At 73.5% G+C, this 21,850-nt stretch carries 15 protein-coding genes; 5 read left to right on the top strand and 10 right to left on the bottom strand.

Features of this window, described 5'->3' with window-relative positions; translation table 11 throughout:
* Positions 1-35: 35 nt before the first annotated feature.
* The 8 genes from AB0I11_RS17385 to AB0I11_RS17350 all read right to left on the bottom strand — a co-directional run bounded on the left by AB0I11_RS17385 (position 36) and on the right by AB0I11_RS17350 (position 12,267).
* Positions 36-623, bottom strand: a complete 588-nt coding sequence (locus AB0I11_RS17385) for a copper resistance CopC family protein (protein WP_357320714.1) — start codon at positions 621-623, stop codon at positions 36-38.
* Positions 620-1,195, bottom strand: coding sequence for a hypothetical protein (locus AB0I11_RS17380; protein WP_357320711.1), 576 nt, complete (start codon positions 1,193-1,195; stop codon positions 620-622). Before AB0I11_RS17380 ends, AB0I11_RS17385 begins: the two co-directional genes overlap by 4 nt.
* A gap of 23 nt (positions 1,196-1,218) precedes the next feature.
* Positions 1,219-1,668, bottom strand: a complete 450-nt coding sequence (locus tag AB0I11_RS17375; RefSeq protein ID WP_357320708.1) for an acyl-CoA thioesterase — start codon at positions 1,666-1,668, stop codon at positions 1,219-1,221.
* A gap of 1 nt (position 1,669) precedes the next feature.
* The gene (locus AB0I11_RS17370) at positions 1,670-7,432 is read right to left on the bottom strand and encodes a type I polyketide synthase (protein ID WP_357320705.1); all 5,763 of its coding nucleotides are present in this window, start codon (positions 7,430-7,432) and stop codon (positions 1,670-1,672) included.
* Positions 7,429-8,409 (bottom strand): enediyne biosynthesis protein, encoded by a 981-nt coding sequence (locus AB0I11_RS17365; protein WP_357320702.1) that lies wholly within the window; start codon positions 8,407-8,409, stop codon positions 7,429-7,431. Before AB0I11_RS17365 ends, AB0I11_RS17370 begins: the two co-directional genes overlap by 4 nt.
* On the bottom strand, positions 8,406-10,361 hold the full coding sequence (locus AB0I11_RS17360) for a CRTAC1 family protein (protein WP_357320699.1): 1,956 nt from the start codon (positions 10,359-10,361) through the stop codon (positions 8,406-8,408). Before AB0I11_RS17360 ends, AB0I11_RS17365 begins: the two co-directional genes overlap by 4 nt.
* Complete coding sequence (locus AB0I11_RS17355) at positions 10,358-11,296, bottom strand: DUF1702 family protein (RefSeq protein WP_357320696.1); 939 nt, start codon at positions 11,294-11,296, stop codon at positions 10,358-10,360. The genes AB0I11_RS17360 and AB0I11_RS17355 overlap by 4 nt, the downstream gene beginning before the upstream one ends.
* A 308-nt stretch (positions 11,297-11,604) precedes the next feature.
* On the bottom strand, positions 11,605-12,267 hold the full coding sequence (locus AB0I11_RS17350; RefSeq protein ID WP_357320693.1) for a metalloregulator ArsR/SmtB family transcription factor: 663 nt from the start codon (positions 12,265-12,267) through the stop codon (positions 11,605-11,607).
* A gap of 298 nt (positions 12,268-12,565) precedes the next feature.
* Here AB0I11_RS17350 and AB0I11_RS17345 point away from each other — a divergent pair, with 298 nt between their 5' ends.
* On the top strand, positions 12,566-13,516 hold the full coding sequence (locus AB0I11_RS17345) for a phosphate/phosphite/phosphonate ABC transporter substrate-binding protein (protein WP_357320690.1): 951 nt from the start codon (positions 12,566-12,568) through the stop codon (positions 13,514-13,516).
* A 5-nt stretch (positions 13,517-13,521) separates the two neighbouring features.
* Entirely contained in the window at positions 13,522-14,487 is a 966-nt protein-coding gene (locus AB0I11_RS17340) for an AraC family transcriptional regulator (RefSeq protein ID WP_357320687.1), read from the top strand.
* A gap of 14 nt (positions 14,488-14,501) precedes the next feature.
* On the opposite strand, the gene AB0I11_RS17335 is transcribed toward AB0I11_RS17340, so the two are convergent.
* A complete protein-coding gene (locus AB0I11_RS17335; protein WP_357320684.1) occupies positions 14,502-15,182 on the bottom strand; it encodes a metalloregulator ArsR/SmtB family transcription factor in 681 nt (226 codons plus the stop codon).
* A 439-nt stretch (positions 15,183-15,621) separates the two neighbouring features.
* Between AB0I11_RS17335 and AB0I11_RS17330 the strand changes: the two genes are divergently transcribed.
* The 3 genes from AB0I11_RS17330 to AB0I11_RS17320 all read left to right on the top strand — a co-directional run bounded on the left by AB0I11_RS17330 (position 15,622) and on the right by AB0I11_RS17320 (position 19,847).
* A complete protein-coding gene (locus AB0I11_RS17330; RefSeq protein ID WP_357320681.1) occupies positions 15,622-17,094 on the top strand; it encodes a hypothetical protein in 1,473 nt (490 codons plus the stop codon).
* A gap of 144 nt (positions 17,095-17,238) precedes the next feature.
* Positions 17,239-18,603 (top strand): rhodanese-like domain-containing protein, encoded by a 1,365-nt coding sequence (locus AB0I11_RS17325; RefSeq protein WP_357320678.1) that lies wholly within the window; start codon positions 17,239-17,241, stop codon positions 18,601-18,603.
* On the top strand, positions 18,600-19,847 hold the full coding sequence (locus AB0I11_RS17320) for an MFS transporter (RefSeq protein WP_357320675.1): 1,248 nt from the start codon (positions 18,600-18,602) through the stop codon (positions 19,845-19,847). The genes AB0I11_RS17325 and AB0I11_RS17320 overlap by 4 nt, the downstream gene beginning before the upstream one ends.
* A gap of 306 nt (positions 19,848-20,153) precedes the next feature.
* Here the strand turns inward: AB0I11_RS17320 and AB0I11_RS17315 are convergent, their stop codons facing one another.
* Complete coding sequence (locus AB0I11_RS17315; RefSeq protein WP_357320672.1) at positions 20,154-21,764, bottom strand: FAD-dependent monooxygenase; 1,611 nt, start codon at positions 21,762-21,764, stop codon at positions 20,154-20,156.
* Between the last annotated feature and the right edge of the window lie 86 nt (positions 21,765-21,850).

Genomic DNA, 21,850 nt, shown 5'->3' with positions numbered 1-21,850 from the left:
CTCCGGGAAGTGGGGTCAGCGGGCTCCGTCAACGGTCACGGTCGGTACGCCCACCTGCCGGTCGACCGGCGGGCCCGGCGGCGGGTCAGGGCGAACAGCAGTAGACCGGCCATCACCAGCACGTCGACGCCGATCAGGACGCCGCTGAGTCCGTCGACCGCGCCGTGGCGGTGCAGGCCGGAGCCCGTCCCGGGCGACGGCGCGGAGGCGGCGGCCGGGTCCGGGGCGCCGCCTCCGGCGGTGACCGCAAAGCCGAGCTGACCGGTGAGTTCCCGACCGTCCACCAGGGTCACGTGGTAGGCGGTCCGGTACTCCCCCGCCCGGGCGGCGGTGATCGGCAGGCGCACGGTCGTCCCGTCGACCCGGGTGGCGTCGTTGATCCGCCGCCCGGACGCCAGGTCGACCACCGAGGCGTGAGTGTCCCGCGCGTCGAGCTGCCCGGAAAAGGTGAGCGTCACCGTGCCGGGGGCCTGGGCCAGCCGGGCGCCGTCGCCCGGGGTGGCCGCAGTGAGCCGGGGCGGCGCGGAACCGGCCAGCGCGGCGAGGACCACCACGGAGACCGCGAGCAGCGCGACCGCGCCGCCGACCAGCGACGAGGTACGCGGCCGGCGTCGACCGGTCATCGGACCGGGGCGGGTACGGCGGTCCGGCAGCTGCACCACATCTGTTCGAGTTCCGAGGCGGTCGGGCGCAGGTGCAGGTACATGGCGACCACCATCGGCACGAACACCACCGCGTTGTAGAACAGGTGCAGCTCGACGCGGGGGGCGACGAGCTGGACGATGCTGGTCGGCGCCGGACGATTGGCCAGGTGCCAGCCGGTCAGCGCCTGGATCAGCAGCAGCAGGTGTTCGAAGTGGTGCCACACCTGCACCGCGAGGGCCGCCAGCCACCAGTGCCGGGCCCGGCCGACGAAGCCGTGCCGGAGCACCCAGAGCCCGACCAGCATGACCAGGGCGTAGCCGTAGTGCAGCCATTCCTGCTCGATGAGCCAGGGGAACGGCATGCCGAGGATGCCCCGGGCCTGCGGCCGGGGCATGTGCAGCACCCAGATCTGCACCGCCTGCACGACATGTTCGGCCCAGTGCCCGAGCACGACCAGCATGAACAGGTTCAGCGCGGCTCGGTGGTGCGGGCCGTTCCAGCTGCCGACCCAGCCGGTGGGCGGCGCGGTGGTGGTCTCGTCCGTGGTCACGGTGCCTCCAGGAAGGGATGGGATCAAGCGGCGGCGCGGACGTCGAGCGACGCGCCGTACGGTCGGAGTGCGCGGACCAACGCGGCCGGCACACGGTCCGGGACGGTCTGTCCGTTGGGCCCGCGCATGCAGGCGACGCGCTGGCGGCCGCGGGCGATGAGCTGTTCGCCGTCGGCGCCCACGCGCAGGTAGTCGAAGGCCAGTTCCAGCTGGGTCTGGGTGAGTTCGGCCAGCCGCATCCGGATGGCCAGTTCGTCGAAGGCGCTCGCCTCGGCGACGAACTCGCAGTCGACCCGTAGGGTGAACAGCTTCAGGTCGGCGCGCAGCTCGGCCAGGACCTCCGGGGCGTGGTCCCGCAGGAAAAGCTCCCGGCAGCGGCCCTGCCAGCGCAGGTAATTGACGTAGTAGACGTTGCCGACGAGGTTGGTCTCCTCGAAGCCGACCACGTGCCGGTACTCGTAGTAGGGGGTCACGTCATGCCTCCCGGCGTCTCAGGACGGCCACGACGACCGGCGCATCGGTGTCGCGCAGCGTGGTGGCCAGCGTGGCGACCCGCAGGTCGCCGACGGCCAGCACCACCCAGCACGGGTCGACGACCCGGTGCAGGGTGAGTGGCCCGACCGCGGGCCGGCCGACCTTCTGCAGGCACTCGACGGCGCTCCACACCCGGGTGGCTGCCACGTCGGCGGGCTCCCCGGTCTCGGCCGCCACCAGCCGGGCCAGTGCCGCGTGCCCGCCCAGCAGGTCCGCCCAGGCCGACTCGGACCGCGGTGAGACCTCCTCGAGGTCACAGCTGACGTCGCCCGCGGCGGCGACGGCGAGGCTGACCGTCCGGCCGTGCGCGACGGAGACCACGGGTTCGTCGGTGGTGTCACCGACCAGTTCGGGACGGCCGTCGGGCCGGTGCCGCAGCCGGACCGGGCGGCCGAGCAACCGGGAGAGCTGCACGGCAGTCGCCGGTCGCGTCCCCTGGTGCGGCTCGACGGCCACCGCGGTGCCGCGGCCGAGCAGGTCGTCCAGGCGGCGTTCCACGTACGGTCCGAGCAGGGCGGGCGACCAAGGGCCGGCGCCGCCCCGCCGGCGCACCGCGCGCAGCCGCAGCCCCTGCCAGGACTCCACGACCTGCCCGGAGCGGTCGCGGACGGCGACGTCGTAGACGTAGGTGTCGCCGTCCTGGGCCCGTTCCACGGCGGTGAGGGTCACCTCGCCGGCGGCGGCGAGCTTCGGCCCGGCGCAGTGGAGCCGGTCGACGCCGATGGGCAGCAGGGTGGCGTCGGGGACGCACACCTGCAGCCCGTGCATGAAGGCGTCGCGGGCGCCGGGGTCGCCAAGCAGGAGCTGCCCGGGGAGGTAGGCACTGAACCAGCCCGTGCTCTGGTCGGTGGTGACCTCCGCCTCCGTGGCGCGGGCGGCGATCCGCCGGTACCGGCGCAGCCGGCGGAAGCGTCCGGACTGGAACAGGGTGTCGCCGTACAGGTCGATGGCCGGGTCCAGCGCGCTCCACCCCAGCTCACCGGGGAGCGGACGGGGGGCGTCCGAGGGCTGCTCGCCGCCGCCCCGGCGCAGCGTGGCCCGGAAGTGGTCCACGCCGAAGCCGGTCTCCGCGCTGCGGATGCTCACCTCCACTGTGTCGGGCGAGGTGACCAGCGCGGCGAGGCGGACGGTGGTGCGCCCCTCGGCGGGTACGACGATCGGCCGGGTGAACTCCGCGCGTTCGATCAGCGGGATGTCCTGGTCGCCGGTCACCGCGCCGGCGACCTGTGCCATTGCCTCCAACCCAAGGACCGCGGGGAAGAGCAGGTCGCGGTCGAGGCGGTGGTCCGGCAGGTAATGGTCGGCGCCCGGGTTCAGGTCGACCTCGGTGACCAGTTCGACCCCCGGGTAGTGCACCAGGGGCCGTTCGAGGAACCGCAGGACCGGCAGGTCCGGCCGGTCGTACCGGACGGTGTCGAGATCTCCGGTGCGTCCGGTCACGACGAGCACGGGCGGCAGCTGCGGGTCGGCGAGGACGCGCCGCAGCACCTCGACGCCGGCGTCCGGCCCGATCGGGGTGACCCCGGTGCGCAGCAGGGACTCGACCACCGAGAGCCGCTCCCCCATGCCCACGCCGGACCAGACGGACCATTCGAGGCACACGGCGCGGCAGTGGGGCCGGGTGCGGCCGACCTCCCGGGTCAGCTCGGCCAGCCACTCGTTGGCCAGGGCGTAGTGGGCCTCGCCGCGCAGGCCGGCGCGGCCGATAACGCTGCCGAAGGTGACCAGCAGCCGCAGTCGGTCCAGGTCGACCGCGTCGAGCACCGCCCGCAGGCCGTCGACCTTGGGGGCGAGGGTACGCCGCAGGGCGGCCACGTCCAGGTCGGCGAGCGCGGTCGGCTCGTTGCGACCGGCCCCGTGCAGGATCGCGGTCACCGGTCCCAGGGCGGCCTCGACGCGGGCCACGGCGGCGCGCACGGCGGCCGGGTCGGTGACGTCCGCGCGGACGTACGTCAGCGCCGGGCAGGCGTCGCGCAGCCGGTCCAGGTTCGCGGCGAGCGCGGCGTCGGTGGCCGGGTCGGAGCGGCCGAGGATCGCCAGGCGGGCGTCGGTGTCGGCGGCGAGGGCCCGGGCGCACTCGGCGGTGATGCCCTTCCCGCCGCCCGTGACCAGCAGGACGTCGCCGCGGTCCAGCGGCAGTGGTCCGGCGGCCGGTGCCAGCGGCGCGGGCCGCAGCACGGGGACCCGGCGGGCGCCGGCGTGGTCGTAGTCGACCTCGGTGAACCCGATGGTGGCCCGGACCTCGGCGAGGACCCGGGCGATGGTGTCCGGCGCGAGCGGCGCCCGGACCACCGTGGTACGCAGGGCCGGGGCCTCGAGGTGCGCGGTCTTGGCCAGTCCGGCGGCCCCGCGACCGCAGTGCACGAGCACGAGGCGGGCGCCGTCCGGCTGCCGGACGGCGTGCCGGACCCCCGCGAGGGCGGGTTCCAGGGCGTCCTCCGGACAGCCGTCGGGCAGGCAGACCAGCACACCCGCGCCGACGCCGCCGCGCTGCAGCGCCTGCCGGAGCGGTTCGGCGAGGGGATGCCCGTCCGGCGCGTGCACCTGCCAGACGCCGTCCTCCTCGGTGGGGCCGGGCTCCGGCGGCGGCGCGGGGTCGAGGTCCACCACGAAGGGCCGCACCCAGGTGTCGACGCCGTGCACGAGCGGCGGCGGGGCGGAATCGCTGCCCGGGCGGCCGAGTTCGTCGAGGGCCTCGGCGAGTTCCCGTACGGTGGCGGTCGCGAAGTTCGTCGGCGCCTCCGCTGCCGGCAGGCCGAGTTCGCGGGCCGCCTGGTTGACTACCTGCGCGACCGTGATGGAGCTCAGGTGCAGGTCGTCGAGGAGCCGGCTGTCGGCATGGACCAGGTCGGCCGGGAGTTCGGCGCGTTCGGCGGCGAGCCGGCGCAGCGTGCCGAGGGCATCGTCCCGGGCGCCGGTCGACGGGTCGGCGACGACGGCGGCCGGCGCGTCCGGCGCCGCGGCGGCCGACGGGGCCTCCTCGGCGTGCTGCGGGGCCGCCTCGCACGGGTTGCTGAAGAAGGTCAGTTCGGCGTCGAGTGGGAGCGGTCGGGCCAGCCGGCCCTCGAACAGCGGTCCGAGGGCGATCGGTACGCCGGTGACGTGCGCGGCCGCGACCACCGAGAGCAGCGGCGCGAGCGACTCGTGGTCGGTGTCCACGGCGACGGCCGGGACGTCGGTGACGTCCCGGGCCATCCGGGTCAGCACTTGGCCGGGGCCGACCTCGATGAACAGGTCCACCTCGGCGGCGGCCGTGGCGACCGCCGAGGCGAAGCGGACCGGTTCGAGGATCTGCCGGCGCAGCAGCGCGCCGAGGTCGGTGCCCGGGTCCAGGGGTGCGCCGGTGACGGTCGAGACCACCCGGCGTCGCACCGGGTGGAACGGCATGTCGGTGAGCCACTCACCGAACGCCTCGGCGGCGGCCGCCATCAGGGGCGAGTGGAAGGCGTGCGACACGGCGAGCATGGCGCAGGTGAGTCCGGCGTCCGTGGCCGCCCGGAACACCTCCCGTACCGCGTCCGGCGGGCCGGCGACGACCGTCTGGCGTGGCCCGTTGTAGCCGGCGATCACGACCGGGGTGCCGGTGAGCAGCCGCCCGACCACGTCGGCGCCGGCGCCGACGCCGGCCATCACCCCGGCCTCGGCGGTCTTCGCCATGGTGGTGCCGCGCACGGCGGCCATCCGCCAGAGGGTCTCCTCGTCCATCGCGCCGGCCCAGTGCAGCGCGGTCAGTTCGCCGAGGCTGTGCCCGACCGCGACGGCCGCGTCCAGGTCCAGCTCGGCCAGCACGCGCAGGGCGGCGGCCGAACCGGTGACGATCCGCGGCTGGGCGACGGCGGTGTCCACCACGTCGTCGCCGGGCGCGAGCGCGAGCCGGACGTACACGTCCTCCACGGCGGGGAACCGCCGCCGGAAGGCGCCGCCGGCGCCGCGGCCGGAGCCCTGGCCGGGGAAGAGGAATCCGGCCCGGCCGGGCCGGGTGGGGTGACCGAGGAAGACGCCGGCGGTGGGGTCGACCAGAAGGGTCTCGCCGGCGTCGAGAGCGTCCCGGGCGGCGGTGATCGCGCGCGCGGCGCCGGCGGGGTCGCGCACCACGAGGGCGGCCCGGTGGGGCCGGTCCCGCAGGTCGCGCTGGAGCGTGCTGGCGACGTCGGTGAGCTCGGCGTACGCCAGCCGGGGCGCGAGCCCGAGGAGGGTGTCCAGCCGCTGCCGCAGTTCCGGGGCGCTCGCGGCGTCCAAGAGCAGCAGTTCGGCGTCCTGGGCGGACGAGGAGAGCGCCCGGGCCCGGGCGTTGAGCGACCGCCGGGGGCCGGCGCCGCGTTCCAGGACGACGTGGGTGTTGATGCCGCCGAAGCCCATCGCGGTGACGCCCGCCCGGACCTCGGTGTGGGCCGGCCACTCCTCGGCGGTACGGGTCACCCGCAGCGCCGGCTGCTCGCCGTCGAGCTCGGGGTGCGGGTCGAGACAGCCCACGGTGGGCGGCACCACCTCGTGGTGCACGGCCAGGGCGGCCTTGATCAGGCCGGCCACGCCGGCCGCCGCCTTGGTGTGTCCGATCATCGCCTTGATGCTGCCGATGGCGGCCGGTGGCGCGGTGGGGTCGGCGCTGCGGCGGGCCGCCGAGAGCGCCCGCAGTTCGGTCGCGTCGCCGACTGCAGTGCCGGTGCCGTGGCCCTCGAACAGCGCCACTGTCTCGATGCCGAACCCGGCCCGCCGGTACGCGCGGCGCAGCGCGCGCTGGTAGCCGAGGGCGTCGGGCCGGGTGATGCCGCCCCGGCCGTCGGAGGAGATCCCCCAGCCGCTCAGCAGCGCGTAGACGCGCCGTCCGGCGCGCCGGGCGTCGGCCTCGCGCATCAGGACCACCATGCCGCAGCCCTCGCCGGGCCAGAATCCGTTGGAATCCCGGTCGTACACCCGCATCTCGCCGCGGGCCAGCGCGCCGGTCTTGGCGAAGCCGACCAGTTCGAACGGGTCCAGGGAGAGGTCGACACCGCCGGCCAGGGCGACGTCGGCGTCGCCGCTGACCAGGCTGTTCGCCGCGGTGACGACGGACAGCAGCGAGGAGGAGCAGGCGCCGTCCACGCTGTAGCCGCCACCGCCGAGGTCGAAGTGGTTGCAGACCCGGCCGGCGATGGTGTTCGACAGGCCACCGGAGAGGGTGTCCTCGTCGATCGGCGGGAAGGGGCTCTTGTAGCTCGCTTCCAGGTCGGCGAGGAAACCGGCCAGCTGGTCGCCGGTCCAGCCGTGGGCGGTGAGCGCGGCGGCGACGGTGCGGCGCACGTACGGCCAGCGCAGCCGCATCACGTTTGCCCGGGTGAACTCGCCGGTCAGGGTGTTGCCGACGACCACGGTGGTCCGTTCCCGGGGCAGTCCGTCCCCGTCGGGAAAGCCGGCGTCGGCGAACGCGCGGGCGGCGACGTCCAGGGCGAGCCAGTGCGTCAGGTCGGCGGCCCGGTAGGTGCTGCCCGCCACACGGAACGTGAGCCGGTCGAACTCGTAGCCCTGGATGACGGCGGCCATCCGGCTGTAGAAGCGGTCCGGGGTGGCCGGGTCGGCGGCCCAGTAGTCGGCCAGGCGGGTGCGTTCGTCGGGCAGCTGTCGGAACGCGCGGCGTCCGGCGAGCGCGTTCTCCCAGAGTTCGCGGGGGGACGCGGCGTCGGGATATCGGCAGGCGAGGCCGACGACCGCGATCTTCTCGGTCATGCCCGTACGACCTCCGGTTCCGGGGCCGGCGCGACGACCGCCGGGGACACCGGCGCGGCCCGCTGGGCCGGTGTGGTCTCGCGGCGTTGCTGCGCCTGCTGGATGAGGTGCAGCGCCCAGAGGAACCCGCCCCGGAGGAGGCAGACGGTGGCGGTGGCGAAGAAGAGCCCGTACACCACGGACACCGCGGTGAGGATGCCGTACACGACGGCCACGGAGGCGCCGAAGGCGAGTTGTGACGCCGGTGCGGTCGGGGTGGTGCCCGGGTCGGTGATCATGTAGTTGGTGAAGAGGATGAAGGCGACGCCGGTCATGGTGGCCAGGGCCGCCGGGATCGAGGTGTCGAGGAGCACGCCGCGCAGGACGGCCTGGACGACGAACATGCCGACCCAACCGATGATCAGCCAGGACCGGCGGGTGAGCTTGGCGTTCAGCATGGTGCCGGTGACCAGGATGACCGCCGGGATGAGCCAGTCGACCACCCCGCTGACGTTCTCGGTGAAGTGGTACGGCGGGGCCACGCTCACCCAGGGGAAGAGCAGCAGTACCACGGTGATGCCAAGGTTGGACGGGTTCATGAAGTGCCGGATCCGGCCGCGTACCGGCGCCTTCAGCAGCCACTTGCCGCTGATCGCGGCGACGACGCCGAACATCATGACCAGGACCTGGTCGTTGACGTAGAGCAGCATGTTCACGGCGACGCCGCTGATGTGGGCGGGCAGTAGGAAGTCCATCAGCCCGCGCGCGCCCTCGCCACGGAACCGGGGCGGGCGGTCCTCGGCGCGCGCAGCGGCGACCTCCAGCAGGAGTTCGGTGGCGTACGCGGTGGCCACCGCCACGATCGGCCAGGTCCAGGGTTGCTCGAAGCCGAGGAACGCGTACCCGACGAGGTTGAAGACGGTGATCGAGAGGGCGAACCGGCGGAGGGCGGCCAGCCGCGGGTCCTTGGTCGGCCGGGGCGGTGCGCTGGTGGTCATGACTGGGCCTCCTGGGCGTGCGCGCCGAGCCGGACGGTGTGCCAGCCGGGCGCGAGGGTCAGCTCTTCTTCGTGGGTGGCTCCCGCGCGGTCCCGCCAGGCGAGGTGGACGGCGACGGCGGTGCGCACGTCGCCGAGCCCGACGAGGACGTCGAAGCTGCGCTTGCCGGAGTGCCCGCTGCCGCCGTCCACCCGGGCGAGCTGCCGGCGGCCGTCCGGCATGGTGACGGTGACCTGGGTGCCGACGGCCGGTGAGCCGGGCGTGCCGGCCGGGCCGTCGTGGCGGAGCCGCAGTCCGAGGAACGCGCCGGGCGCGGGGCTGTCGTTGTGGTAGAAGACCGGGGCGGCCCACTGTCGGGCGACGGCGAAGTCCAGCCGGCCGTCGCCGTCGGCGTCTCCGGTGGCGATGCCGCGGGTGGGGACCGGTACGTCGAGGCCGAGTTCGTGGCTCACGTCCTCGTACCGCCCGTCGGGGCCCCGGACGTGGAAGGCCAGGTGCTGCCCGCCGGCGATGTCGTCGCCCTGCCGGACGTTCGGCCACCAGGCCGGGTGGGCGAGCAACTCGTCGTTGCTGGTGGCGAGTTCCTGCAGCTGCGCCCAACGGTTGACGTCGCCCTTGACGAAGCCGGCGGTCTGCACGATGGCCGGGTGGCCGCTGTTGTCGAAGTCGCCCAGCTTGACGTCCCAGCTCCAGCCGCTCCAGGCCAGGCCGAGGGGGGCGCTGCGGTCCTGCCAGGGCGCCTCGCCGGCGCGGAGTCGACGGCGCAGCTCGGCGCGGTCGTCGGTGGTGCTGACGAAGGCGAAGTTGCTCTCCTGGAGGCCGAAGGTGGTGGTGATGTTGCCGACGTACATGTCGTAGACGCCGTCGCCGTTGAGGTCGCCGTAGTCGACGCCCATGCCCTTGAAGGAGTCGTGGCCGAGCACCTTGGACTTGGGCACCACCGCTCGACTGCCGGTGCCGCTCACCTCCGCGAAGCTGATGTGTCCGGGGGTCGAGCGGTTGTGCAGCAGGTGGTCCGGCCCGAAGTCGTTGGCGACGTACAGCTCGGGCAGCTGGTCCCCGTCGAGGTCGTTGCCGCCGGCGGCGAGGGCCCAGCCGCGGGAGACGTGGTCGGGGAAGACGCCGGGGGCCGCGGCGAAGGCGACGGTGGGGGTGGCCCCGCCGGTCCCGCCGGTCCAGCGCAGGATGTGGTCGCGGCCACCGTTGTACGCGGTGGACATGGAGTGGTTCATCGACACGCCGCCGCGGACGGTGTCGTCGACGACCGGTCCGTCCGGGAAGTAGTTGCCGACGAAAACGTCGTCGTGGCCGTCGCCGTCGAAGTCGGCCACCGCCACCGTGTTGGTGTTCCACTGCGGACCGTCGTAGCGGCCGCCGGCACCGGCGCCGGGGACGAGTTCGACCGGCTGGTAGCTGTCCGGGGACAGGCCGGTGACGCCGGCCCGGGCGAGGTAGACCACCGGGGTCCGGCCCCACCAGTAGACGAGCAGGTCGGTACGGCCGTCGCCGTTGAAGTCACCGGGCACGCAGCCCATCGGGGCGATGTGCGGGTTCATCGGCAGCGGGGCGGGGTCGAGGACGAAGGAGCGATAGCGGTCCTCCCCGGCGCCGGGGGTGGGCGCCACGACGACCCGGTCGATGCGGACGTCGACCAGGCACAGGTCGTTGGCGAGGCCGTCCCCGTCGAAGTCGTTCATGGCGATGCCCGCGCCGACCGAGGAGATCCAGGCGCGGATGTGCTCGTAGTCCTTGTTGACCCGGCGGATGTCCTGCTGCGGGAAGCCGCCCGGGATGGAGATCGACAGCGGGGTGAAGCGGTAGGGCCGGGCCAGTTCCGCCCGCTCGGCGGCGGACGCCTCGGGCAGCCGGGCCATCAGGAACAGACCGGTGAGCAGCACGAGGGCGATGACGCCGGATATCTGCCGGCGCCCCCAACGGACGATCGCGGTCACTGATGCCTCCCCTGGGTCACGAATTCGTCGGCTATGCGGCGCCGCCACACCTCGAAGGCCGGCTGCGACCCGTCCGGGGGCAACTTCACCAGGGCGCGGTCGGTGAGCGAGGCCGCCACCATCGGGTCGGCGTCGCAGAGGACCGCGGTCGCCAGGTGGGTGTGCGGGGTCACCAGGCCGGCCCGGACCCGGGCCTGGGCGGCGAAGGCCGCGGCCTGGGCGACGGCGGGTCGGTGCGGGCCGACCCGGTGGGCGAACCACTCCAGCTCCGCCCGGTCGGCCCCGCCGGCGTACGTGGCGGCCAGGCCGGCACCGGCGAAGAGGTCCGAGTGACGATCGGCGGGGAAGCGTTCGAGGGTCTCGACCACCCGCCGCGCGTCGGTCCCCTCGACGAACCAGACGGCCCGTCCGATGCCCTGGTCGATCGCCCGGGGCGTGTACGGCTGGCGGGTCCAGGACGGCCAGCGGTGCACCGGGTCCCGGTGCTGGGCCCGGACGTACCGTCCGGTGTGGAAGTAGGCCTGGTGGAAGCCGTAGCCGTCGAGGGTCAACCAGCGCAGCAGCGGGTCGTCGGGCAGTACCCGGCGCCACCGCCAGCGGGGCAGCCGGGCGAGGGCCCATCCCACGCCGACGTGCACCATGTAGACGTGCGCGTCGGCGCGTCCCCGCAGGAACCGCCGGATCCGGGTCGGCCGTCCGGGCCCGAGGCCGTCGAGGACCGCGAGGGCCATGGCGGCGCCCTCGTAGGCGAAGCCGCGGTACTCGGCGGGTGTCCGCTCGAGCGGATGCTCGGCCTCGAGCGGGTCCCGGGCGTCCAGGGCGTGGCCGAATCCGGTGAGGAAGTACCGGCCGACCGTCTCCAGCAGTTCCCGCGACGGCGCGTCTTTCGGGGTGAATCCGCGTCTCGCCAGGGTGGTCTCCGAATGATCCGGCATGAGCACCCAGCGGCGGATCCATCGCAATGCACTGGACACGGCCCACCCCCACGCGAGATGTCACGGCACGACCCGGGATAGCGGAACGGGCATTTTGCGCAGCCCGTCGGCGTGGGTCGAGAATGGTGCACGGGAACCGATTCGGGTCCCGTCGCCATTCATCCTCACCGACGTCATGCGCGCATTTCCACTCTCACCTTGCTGCGTCGGCCCGGGGCCCTGTTTGGGTCGGGTGGTGAGGCTGCGGACGCATTCTGCGGCGCGGGCCGTCAGCTGCCGGAAATTGCGAGGTGGCGGCGGCCGGCGGATCAGTCGGGCCGTTCCACGGGCAGCCGGGCCAGCCGCCACTCCAGCATCCCGATGTCCATGCGGCGGGCGGTGTGTCGGTGGTCGGCCAGGATCCGGACGGCCTCCGGGGCGAGGCCGCAGAAGGCGTCCCGGCCGTAGGCGACGATCTCCCGGGCGACGGGAAATTCGTCGAGCCGGTCGGGAAGCAGTTCCAGGGGCAGGGAGCTCGCGCCGGGGACGTGTCCGGCCCGGTACTCGGCCTCGGGCCGTACGTCCAGCAGGAGGAGCTCGCCGGCGCGGGCCCGGCGCGACACGTCGGGGTGCGGCAGCGGGGTGGCCTCGGGGGTGAGGTACTCGGCGACGGCGGCGGCCGCGTCGGCGAGGTGGGCGACGGCGACCGTGCGCAGACGCAGGTACAGGTCGGCGACGTCGTCGCCGGCGAGGCGGTGGTAGGCCCGGGCGCCGTCGCGGCGGACGGCGACCAGGCCGCCCTGCCTGAGCGTCTTGAGGTGGGCCGAGGCCAGGGCGGTGCCCAGATCGGCGGTCCGGGCGACGCCCTCCACCGTCCGTTCCGCCTGTCCGAGCAGGTCGAGCAGCTCCAGTCGCTTGCCGTTGGCCAGGGCTCTCGCCACTCGCGCTGTCTCGTCGTAGACATGGAACTTGCGCGGAGCGTGACCGCTCATATACTTCTCCAAAGGTTCTCGGAATAGATGATCATAGGAATACTGTAGGACCGCTACGGTCGGGGGGACGCTCGTGATCCAGACGTGGCAGCAGGTCGACCGCCAGCGCCCACCGGGCGATGGCCCGAGGCGGGCGAGCCCTCCCTCCGCATAGGACGTCTATGACCGACATTGAACCGGAAATGGACGGAATTCGTCGTACAGGCAAGTCGAACGTGACCGATTCGTAGCCGATTTCGGTCAGGCCCATGGGAAATGACGCGCAGCCGTTCAGCAGACCGGGTGCGCGCGATGTTTCATGCTTTTCAACTGGGGAGGGGACGGTGGCATGAACCGACGACGGGCACTGTTGGCAATGGGCCTCGCGGGGGCACTGGCCGCACTGGGAACGGCCGGTTGTTCGAGCGAGTCGGACAGCAACAGTCAGGGCATTCCGCAGCACCTGCGGGTGGGCATCATTCCCAACATCTCACCGGAGAAACAACAGGCCCAGTACGAGCCGTTCCGCAAGTACCTCGCCGACCGGCTCCACGTCGACGTGGAGCTGTTCGTCGCGACCGACTACGCGGGTGTGGTGGCGGCGTTGGTCTCCGAGAAGGTGGACGTCGCATACCTGGGCGGCCTGACGTACGTGCAGGCCGACGAACAGACCGACGTCACCCCTATGGTCACCGAGGTCGACGAGGAGACCGGCACCCCGAAGTACCTCTCCGCCGTGGCGGTCAAGAAGGACTCCCCGCACCAGTCCGTCAAGGACGTGGTGGACGCGGGGGGAAGGTTCGCCTTCGGCGACGTCAGCTCCACCTCCGGCAGCCTGTACCCCCGGGTCATGCTGGTCGGCGCGGGCGCCCGTTGCCAGCCCGACGACCTGGCCAGCTGCCCACCGCTGTCGCGGGTGGTCTTCACCGGCGGCCACGACGCCGCCGCCCAGGCCGTCCTCAACGGCAGCGCCGACGCCGCCGGCCTCGAACTGCGCATCCTGCACCGCCTCGAACGGCAGGGCACCGTGCCCACCGGGGCGCTGCGGGTCGTGCAGACCCACGAGGTGATGGGCTATCCGTGGGTGGCCCGGGCGGACCTGTCCGCCCAGGCGCGTACGACCCTCACCGAGGCGTTCACCTCGATCACCGACCCCAGCCTGCTGTCCCTGATGCGGGCGAAGCGGTACGTGCCGGTCACCGAGGCCGACTACGCGTCGCTGCGCGACGAGGCCACGAAGCTCGGCCTGCTCACGGCCAAGGGACGGTGAGCGACGTGGAACACGCCGTGCACGGTGACCGACCGGTGCTGCGCACCGGCCGTCCGCAACCCGCGCTGGAGGTGATCGTCGCCGGGGCCCATCCGCTCAGCATGCGGGTCCGCCCCACCGCGGAACGGCGCGGCGTCGAACGCTCGGAGGTCGATCACGACCACACCGTCGCGGTGGTCCGGGCGATCGGACGGATGCGGCAGGAGCTGGCCGGCCCGCTGTCGCTGACCGATCTGGCCACGACGGGCTCGTTCAGCCCGTACCACTTCCACCGGATCTTCCGCGGCATCACCGCGACCACCCCGGCGCGGTTCCTGGCCACCCTCCGGATGGCGCAGGCCCGGCGACTGCTGCTGCACTCGGATCTGTCCGTCGCCGCGATCGGCAACCGGGTCGGCTACACCAGCTCGGGCACCTTCGGCACTCAATTCAGCCGGCTGGTCGGCACCGCGCCGCGGCGCTTCCGCGCCCTGGCGCTGCGGTTGACCGACCGGCCGGTCCGGGAGCTGCCGCGCGGCGGCCCGGGGGCGCCACCACCGGCCGGGCTGCTCGCCGGGGAGCTGCGCCGCAGCCACGACCGGGCGGACCCGCCGGACTCGTGCGGCGTGAGCCTCGGGCATGCGGTGCACCTGCGCGCGCCGACGGCTCCCGGCGACTACGAGGTACGGCTGGTGCTGGTGAATCCGGCGGCCACGGCGGCGGAGGCGCTCGTGGACCACCTGCCCGGCAGCTTCCTCACCGGGACCGCCCGCATCCGGGTCGAGTCCTCCGGCCACTTGCGCGGCCCGGCGGAGTTGTACCTGCGCCCACCGCAGGCGACGGACCTGCCGCTGCTGGCGGCGACGCCGTTGAACTGGGTCTGCGAGGTGGCGTCCCGGCTGCGCGACCCGGCGCCACACCGCTGGCCGGCCCGGCAGGCGCCGGGCGCCCGGCGCGCCGGCCTCGACCTGCTGCTCGGCGTGCCCGCCTGAGCGGGTGTGCCCGGTCAGCTCTCGCCCTCCGCTGGACGGGAGGGCGAGAGCGGCCGTCCCGCCAGGCGCCACTCGGTCATGCCGTCGGCCAGCCGGGCCGCCCGGCGACCGTCGGCGCGCAGCAGGCGTACCGCCTCGGAGGAGAGTGTGGAATAACGGCCGCGGCAGTAGACGACCACGTCGGCGTCGCGGCGCAGCTCGGCCAGTCGCGCCGGCATCTGGTCCAGGGGTATGGAGATCGCGCTGCGGATGTGCCCGGCGGCGTACTCCTCCGCGGGGCGGACGTCGACCACCAGCGTCCGGCCGCCGTCCAGCCGGCCGAGCAGGTCGTCCTGGTAAATCTGCGGCACGTCCGGCAGTCCGAGGTAGCGGTCGCGGGCCGCCGCCGCCTCCGCGCTGTAGGCAGTGGTGAGGTTGAACAGCAGGACGTACGCGGCCGCCACCTCCGGGCCGGACAGTCGGTAGTGGATCCGGTTGCCCTCCCGCCTGGTCGCCACCAGCCCCGCCAGCCGCAGGATCTGCAGGTGCGCCGAGCAGGTGGTGACGCCGAGCGCCGCCTCCCGGGCCAGGGACTCAACGGTGCGTTCGCCCTGGGCCAGCAGGTCGATCAGTTCCAGGCGCCGGCTGCTGCCCAGGGCCTTGCCCACCCGTTCCACGGACGTCAACAGCTGCGCCTTGGCGGCCGGATCAGCCATGCCGGGACCTCCCAAATTCCACGGAAGAGTGTAGAAACTATCGGATCACCATGCCACCCCCACCAGGGCACCTAGCAGGCGGATCGGGGAAACAGCCGGAGGTACACCGGGAGCCGGGGCGAGCGGCGGCTCCGCCGTCCGGTCGAGGCGGCACGCCGGCGCGCCGGATCGCTTAAACTTCCTGTAGTCCGGCTCCCGAAGAAAGCTGCCTTTCCAGCACCCCCGTCCAGACTCCTTTCCCCTTGCGGAACAGGACTCGCCCGCTTGACCGGCCGATCGAGGCGCACCTATCGTGACAGCTAGTCCACCATCTATTTCGGAAGCATCGCGCGCCGCGCCCGACGCACCCGCCGGGCCGGGCCCCCGGCCACCTCCCGATCCGCCACGGGCGACGTCGTGCCGCCATCGGGCGAACGGAGCCACAGGAAGGATCGATACGATGACACGACACGGCAGCAGGGGGCGGCTCGCGCCCCGCATCGTCATCGCGGGGCTGGCGGTCGGCCTCGCGGTCGTGCTCACCGGCTCCGCCGGCGGCGCGGCCCCGGCCGGCGGCACCGCGGAGACCGCGGCCGACGGCCGGGTCGTGACCGGATCGAACCTCCCGGGTCCCGATGAGATCCGGCACAGCGACAACATCCGGCCGGTGGCTAACGTGCCGAAGCAGGGGCCTTTCGCCTCATCCTTCTCCATCGGCACCGATCTGGCCTTCACCGGCCACTACGCGATCAGCGGCAACTACGACGGCTTCACCGTCTACGACATCGCGCAGCCCAGGGCGCCCCGGGTGGTGAGCCAGGTGCTCTGCCCCGGCGGGCAGAACGACGTCGCGGTCTGGGGTGACCTGCTCTTCCTCTCCACGGATCTGTCCCGCAGCGACGACTCCTGCTCCAGCACGCCGCTCAGCGCCAGCCGGAAGGAGGCGTGGGAGGGCATCAAGATCTTCGACATCCGCGACAAGGCCGCGCCCCGGTACGTCGCCGCCGTGGAGACGGACTGCGGCTCGCACACCCACACGCTGGTACCCGACCGACGGCGGGACGCCGTGCTGATCTACGTCTCCTCGTACGGCCCGGATCCGAGCTTTCCGGACTGCCAGCCGCCGCACGACAGCATCAGCGTCATCCGGGTCCCGCTGCGCAACCCGGCCGCCGCGGCCGTCGTCGCCAAGCCGGTGCTCTTCCCCGACGGCGGCAACCCCGGCCAGCCCGGGGACTTTCCCGTCGCGGAGACCACCGGGTGCCACGACATCACCGTGCTGCCGTCGCAGCACCTGGCCGCCGCCGCGTGCATGGGCGACGGCGTGCTGCTGGACATCGCCGACCCGTACCGCCCGCGGGTGATCCAGCGGGTCCGCGACGACCAGCACTTCTCGTTCTGGCACTCGGCCACCTTCAACGCCACCGGACGCAAGGTGGTGTTCGTCGACGAGCTGGGCGGCGGCATGGCGGCCACCTGCAACCCCCAGGTGGGGCCGGAGTACGGGGCCAGCGCCGTCTACGACATCGTTGGCAGCGGCGACCACCGGCGGCTGCGGTTCGCCTCGTACTTCAAGATCCCCCGCGCCCAGGGCCCGGAGGAGAACTGCGTCGCGCACAACGGCTCGCTCATCCCGGCCCGTGGCCGCGACATCATGGTGCAGGCGTTCTACCAGGGCGGCGTCACCGTCTGGGACTTCACCAACTCGCGCCACCCGCGCGAGATCGGCTACTTCGAGCGGGGCCCGCTGCCGCCCGGCGGGCTGCCGGCCGGCGGCTCCTGGTCGGCCTACTACTACAACGGTTACATCTACTCGAGTGATCTGCAGAAGGGCCTCGACGTGCTGGCCATCGAGGACCGGCGCATTGCGTCGGCGGCGGCGGTGCGGCTGACCGAGTTCAACGCGCAGACCCAGCCGGACTACCACCGGTGAGCCCGGTGCGGACGTGACCGCCGTGGATCGGCCGGCGGGCGCCGGCCGATCCACGGTGGATGCCGTGGCACCCAGCCCCATCCTCCAGGCTTTCATGGAATACTGTGAGACCCTGGCGAGGGCGGCGACCCGGGAGAGGTTGCGATGGGTGTCGAAGCGGACCGGCTGGTGCCACTGGTCAACGACGGGCTGGGCAATAGCGCGTACCTGCTCGACGTCGGGGACGGCCGGGCGCTGGCCGTCGACGCCCCCCGGGACCTGCGGGCGCTGCGCGCCGCCGCCCGCCGGCGAGGTCTGACGGTCGCTTGGGCGGCGGAGACCCACCTGCACGCGGACTTCCTCTCCGGGGCTGTGCAGCTGGCCGCCACCGACGGCGCGACGATCCTGGCCTCCGCCGCCGGGCGACGGGGGTTCCCGCACCGCGGCCTCGCCGACGGCGACGAGATCGACCTGGGCGGGCTGACCCTGCAGGCGTGGTCGACGCCCGGGCACACCGACGAGCACCTGTCCTACCTGCTGCGCGACGGGTCGACCCCGGTGGGAGTCTTCACAGGCGGGTCGCTGATCGTCGGGTCCGTCGCCCGCACCGACCTGCTCGGCGACGACCGGACGGTGGAGCTCGCGCACGCCCAGTACGCGTCGCTGCACCGCCTCGCCGGGCTTCCCGACCCGACGGCGGTCTGGCCGACCCACGGCAGCGGGTCGTTCTGCTCGGCGCCGCCCGGCACGGCGCGGACCACCACTATCGGCGCCGAGAAGAGCGCGAACCCGCTGCTGCGTGCGCCGGACGTCGACACCTTCACCGAGCGCCTGCTCGCCTCACTCGGCTCCTACCCGGCGTACTTCCGCTGGCTGGCGGAGCTGAACCGGCGCGGCCCGGCGGTGGTGACCAGCCGGCCCGCCCTGGCCGAGCGCTCCGTCGACGAAGTGCGGCGGCTGCTCGCCGAGGGCGCGGTGCTGGTGGACGTACGGCCGGTGGCGGACGTGGCGCGAGGGCACGTGCCCGGCACGCTCGCCATCCCGCTGCGGGAGCAGTTTGCCACCTGGCTGGGCTGGCTGGTCGCGCCGGAGCAGCCAGTGGTGGTCGTGCGCAACCCCGACCAGCCGATGGAGGACATCCTCTGGCCCGCGCTGACCGTGGGGATCGAGCGCTTCGCCGGTGAACTCGGCGGCGGGATGGCCGCCTGGGTCGCCGACGGCGGCCCGGTCAGTCGCACCCCGTTGGTCCGGCCGCACGAGGTGGGCCCGGCGGTGCTCGACATCCGGCAGGCCGCCGAGTACGCGAGCGGCCACCTCCCCGGCGCGGCACACCTCGAACTCGGCGAGCTGGCCGGCGCGCCCGAACTCGCCCCCACCGGCCCGGCCGTGCTGATGTGCGGCCACGGTGAGCGCGCCATGACCGCCGCCACTCTGCTCGAACGCGCGGGCCGTACCGACCTGGCGGTGCTGGTCGGCGGCCCGCAGGACTGGGCGGCCGCCACCGGCCGGCTTCTCGAGGAGGGGAAGTGATCGCCGCCGCGGCCCCGCTGCGGCTCGGACTCCGCGCCAACGCCGTCCAGTTCACCCTGCTCGTCGTCGTCAACGCCCTGGTGGGCGGGCTGCTCGGCTCGGAGCGTACGGTGCTGCCGCTGATCGCCGAGCAGGAGTTCCGGCTCGCCGCGTACACGGCCGCGCTGACGTACATCGTCGCCTTCGGGCTCACCAAGGCGGTGACCAACTTCTTCGCCGGCACGCTGTCGGACCGGTACGGCCGCAAACCGGTCCTCGTCGCCGGGTGGCTGGCCGGGCTGCCGGTGCCGCTGCTGATCATCTGGGCGCCCGCCTGGGGGTGGGTGGTCACCGCGAACGTGCTGCTCGGGGTCAGCCAGGGCCTGGCCTGGTCCACCACCGTCATCATGAAGATCGACCTGGCCGGTCCGGCGCGGCGTGGCCTGGCGATGGGGCTCAACGAGGCGGCGGGCTACTGCGCGGTGGCCACCACCGCGCTGGTCACCGGATGGCTGGCCGCCGCCCACGGCCTGCGCCCCGCGCCGTTCCTGCTCGCCCTGGCGTACGCGGTCCTCGGCCTCGGCCTGTCCCTGGCGTTCGTGCGTGAGACCCACGGGTACGCCCGGTTCGAGGCAGCCACCCATCGCGGCGCGCACGAGCAGGGTTTGACGACCAGCCGGATCGTCACCCTGACCTCGTGGCGGGAGCCAGCGCTCGCCTCGGCCAGCCACGCCGGGATGGTGAACAACCTCAACGACGGCTTGGCCTGGGGCCTCTTTCCCATCCTCTTCGCCGCCGCCGGCCTCTCACTGACCGAGATCGGGGTGCTCAGCGCCCTCTACCCCGCCGTCTGGGGGCTCGGCCAGCTCGTGACCGGCCCGGCCTCGGACACGTACGGCCGCAAGCCCTTCATCGTCGTCGGCATGCTGGCCCAGGGCGTCGCCCTGGCGCTGGTCGCTGTGGTCGACAGTTTCGGGGGGTGGGCGGTCGCGGCGGTGCTGCTCGGCACGGGCACCGCCGCCGTCTACCCGGCGCTGCTCGCCGTCGTCGGGGACGTCGCCCATCCGAGTTGGCGCGCCCGCGCCGTCGGCGTCTACCGGCTCTGGCGCGACGGCGGCTTCGCGATCGGCGCCCTGCTCGCCGGGGTGGTCGCCGACCTGGCCGGCATCCGGGCCGCCGTCTGGGTCGTCGCCGCCCTCACCGCCGCCGCCGGCCTGCTCACCTGGGTCCGGATGTACGAGACGCACCCGCGCAGGCCGGCCTAAACCTGCGGCGGGGCCGTCAACGCCCAGCGGGGCCCCGCAACGACTCTGACCTGCGTGTCACACCGTCTTGGCGGCGGGTGACCTGGAAGCGGTCGCGGTGGCGTTGGGCGGCCGACCGGGCAGTCGGTTGGCGCAGCGGTTGGCGGTGTCGGTGTCCCGCTCGACCGTTCAGCGCGCAGTCACGCCGATTACACGGCGTCCAGCCTCCCGCTGCGTCCAGTGCCATTCCGGCCTCGCCAGCTCCGGCAACGGCAAGTTCCGGGTCAGTATCGGCGCTTGCGTCGTAGAGGGGTGTCCCGCACGTCCTCAAGCATTCGGGGGTCCGAACCAGCGGCGCAGGTAGGCACGTAGACCGGTCAGGTCGGTGCCGCCCGCGCGGTAGCCGACGTGCCCGTCCGGTCGCACCAGATAAGCGGCCGGCGTGCCGGGAGTAACGCCCAGCCGGCGCAGCACCTGGTCGTCGGCCTCAAGCGCCGCCCCCGCCGGGCCGGCGAGGTGATGTGCGGTGAGCCGCCCGCGGTGGCGCCGGGTCAGGTCGTCGATCTCGTCCGCGGGCCAGCCCTCGGGTGGGCCGCAGAGCAGCAGGTGCCAGCCGGGAGCGGCGGTGAGCCGGTGCAGCGAGCCGCCGCCGGCAAGAGAGGCGTCGGGCAGCCGGTCCCCGGCTCGCGGACCCGTTCGCGGCGCCTGCCGGCCCTCGGTGGACAGCGGGCTGCGGCGGTAGCGGATGGCAAGCTGAGCGACCGTGCGGAACGCCGTAGCTCGCACGAACCGGGGCGCGAGGACCGCCGGCAGCAGAGTGGGCGCGAGCCGGGTGCGGGCGAAGCGGACCAGCGGGTTGGTGGTCGTGGCGACGGTGAAGGCCCGGTCGCTGAACCGGAGCACCATCCGGCCGACCGGTGCCCGCTCCGCATGGTAGCTGTCCAGCAGCGCCGGCTCGGCGTCGCCCTGCAGGGCCTGGGCGAGTTTCCAGCCGAGGTTCACCGCGTCCTGGATGCCGGTGTTCATGCCCTGCGCGCCGGCCGGGCTGTGGATGTGCGCGGCATCGCCGGCCAGGAAAACCGGTCCGGCCCGGTAGGCGGTGGCGGCCCGGTGGTGCAGCCGAAAGTTCGTCGCCCACACCGGGTCGTGCAGCCGCAGCGCGCCGCCCGCGTACGCGTCGGCCAGCGCCTGCAGCTCGGCCAGGCGGACCGGCGCGGTCGGCGGGGTCGCGTCGTTGGCGGGTCGCATCGCGACCATCCGCCAACTGGCCGGGCTTCCGAGCGGGAAGAGGAACAGCAGCCCTCGCCCGGCGAGGAAGGCGTGTGCCGCGCCCGGTTCGACGCCGTCGACCTCCAGGTCGGCCAACACGAACGTCTGCGGGTAGGCGCCCCCCTCGAAGCCGATCCCGGTGAACTGCCGCACCGCGCTGTGCGCGCCGTCGCAACCCACCACGTACCGCGCCGACACCCGCGCGACGCGGCCGTCGCGGTCGCGCAGCGTCCCAACGACGGCCTGATCGGTACGGTCCAGGCCGACCAGTTCGACACCGCGCTCGACACCCACCCCGAGCGTGGCGAGGTGCTCGCCGAGCAGCCGCTCGGTCTCCGCCTGCGACAGAAACAACAGATACGGGTACGCGGTGTCGGGCAGGCCCAGGTCGAACAGCGGCACGGAACGCTGCCGCCGTCCCGCGTGAACGATCAGCCGGACCGCTCTGTTGCCGGCGGCCACCATCTTGTCGGCCAAGCCGAACCCGGCGAGGACCTCCAACGTACGGGGCTGGACCGCGAGCGCTCGCGACTCGTGCACCCGGTCGAGTGCCCGGTCGACCAGCCGCACCTTTACGCCGTGCCGGGCGAGCTGCCCGGCCATGGTGAGGCCGGTCGGCCCCGCACCGACCACCAGCACACCGGTGTCCGAGCCCGCAGCGCCGGTCATCGGCAGCTCCCTCATCAGCGGTTTGGGATGCAGCGCCTGTCGGGGTCAGGGTAGCGCCAGGCGTGTTGTGGCGGGACGAACGTCAG

This window comes from Micromonospora sp. NPDC050495 (assembly GCF_040655175.1).
Lineage (GTDB): Bacteria > Actinomycetota > Actinomycetes > Mycobacteriales > Micromonosporaceae > Micromonospora.
Note: the sequence above shows the minus strand (reverse complement) of the source record. Positions and strands in the feature narration are given on the sequence as shown.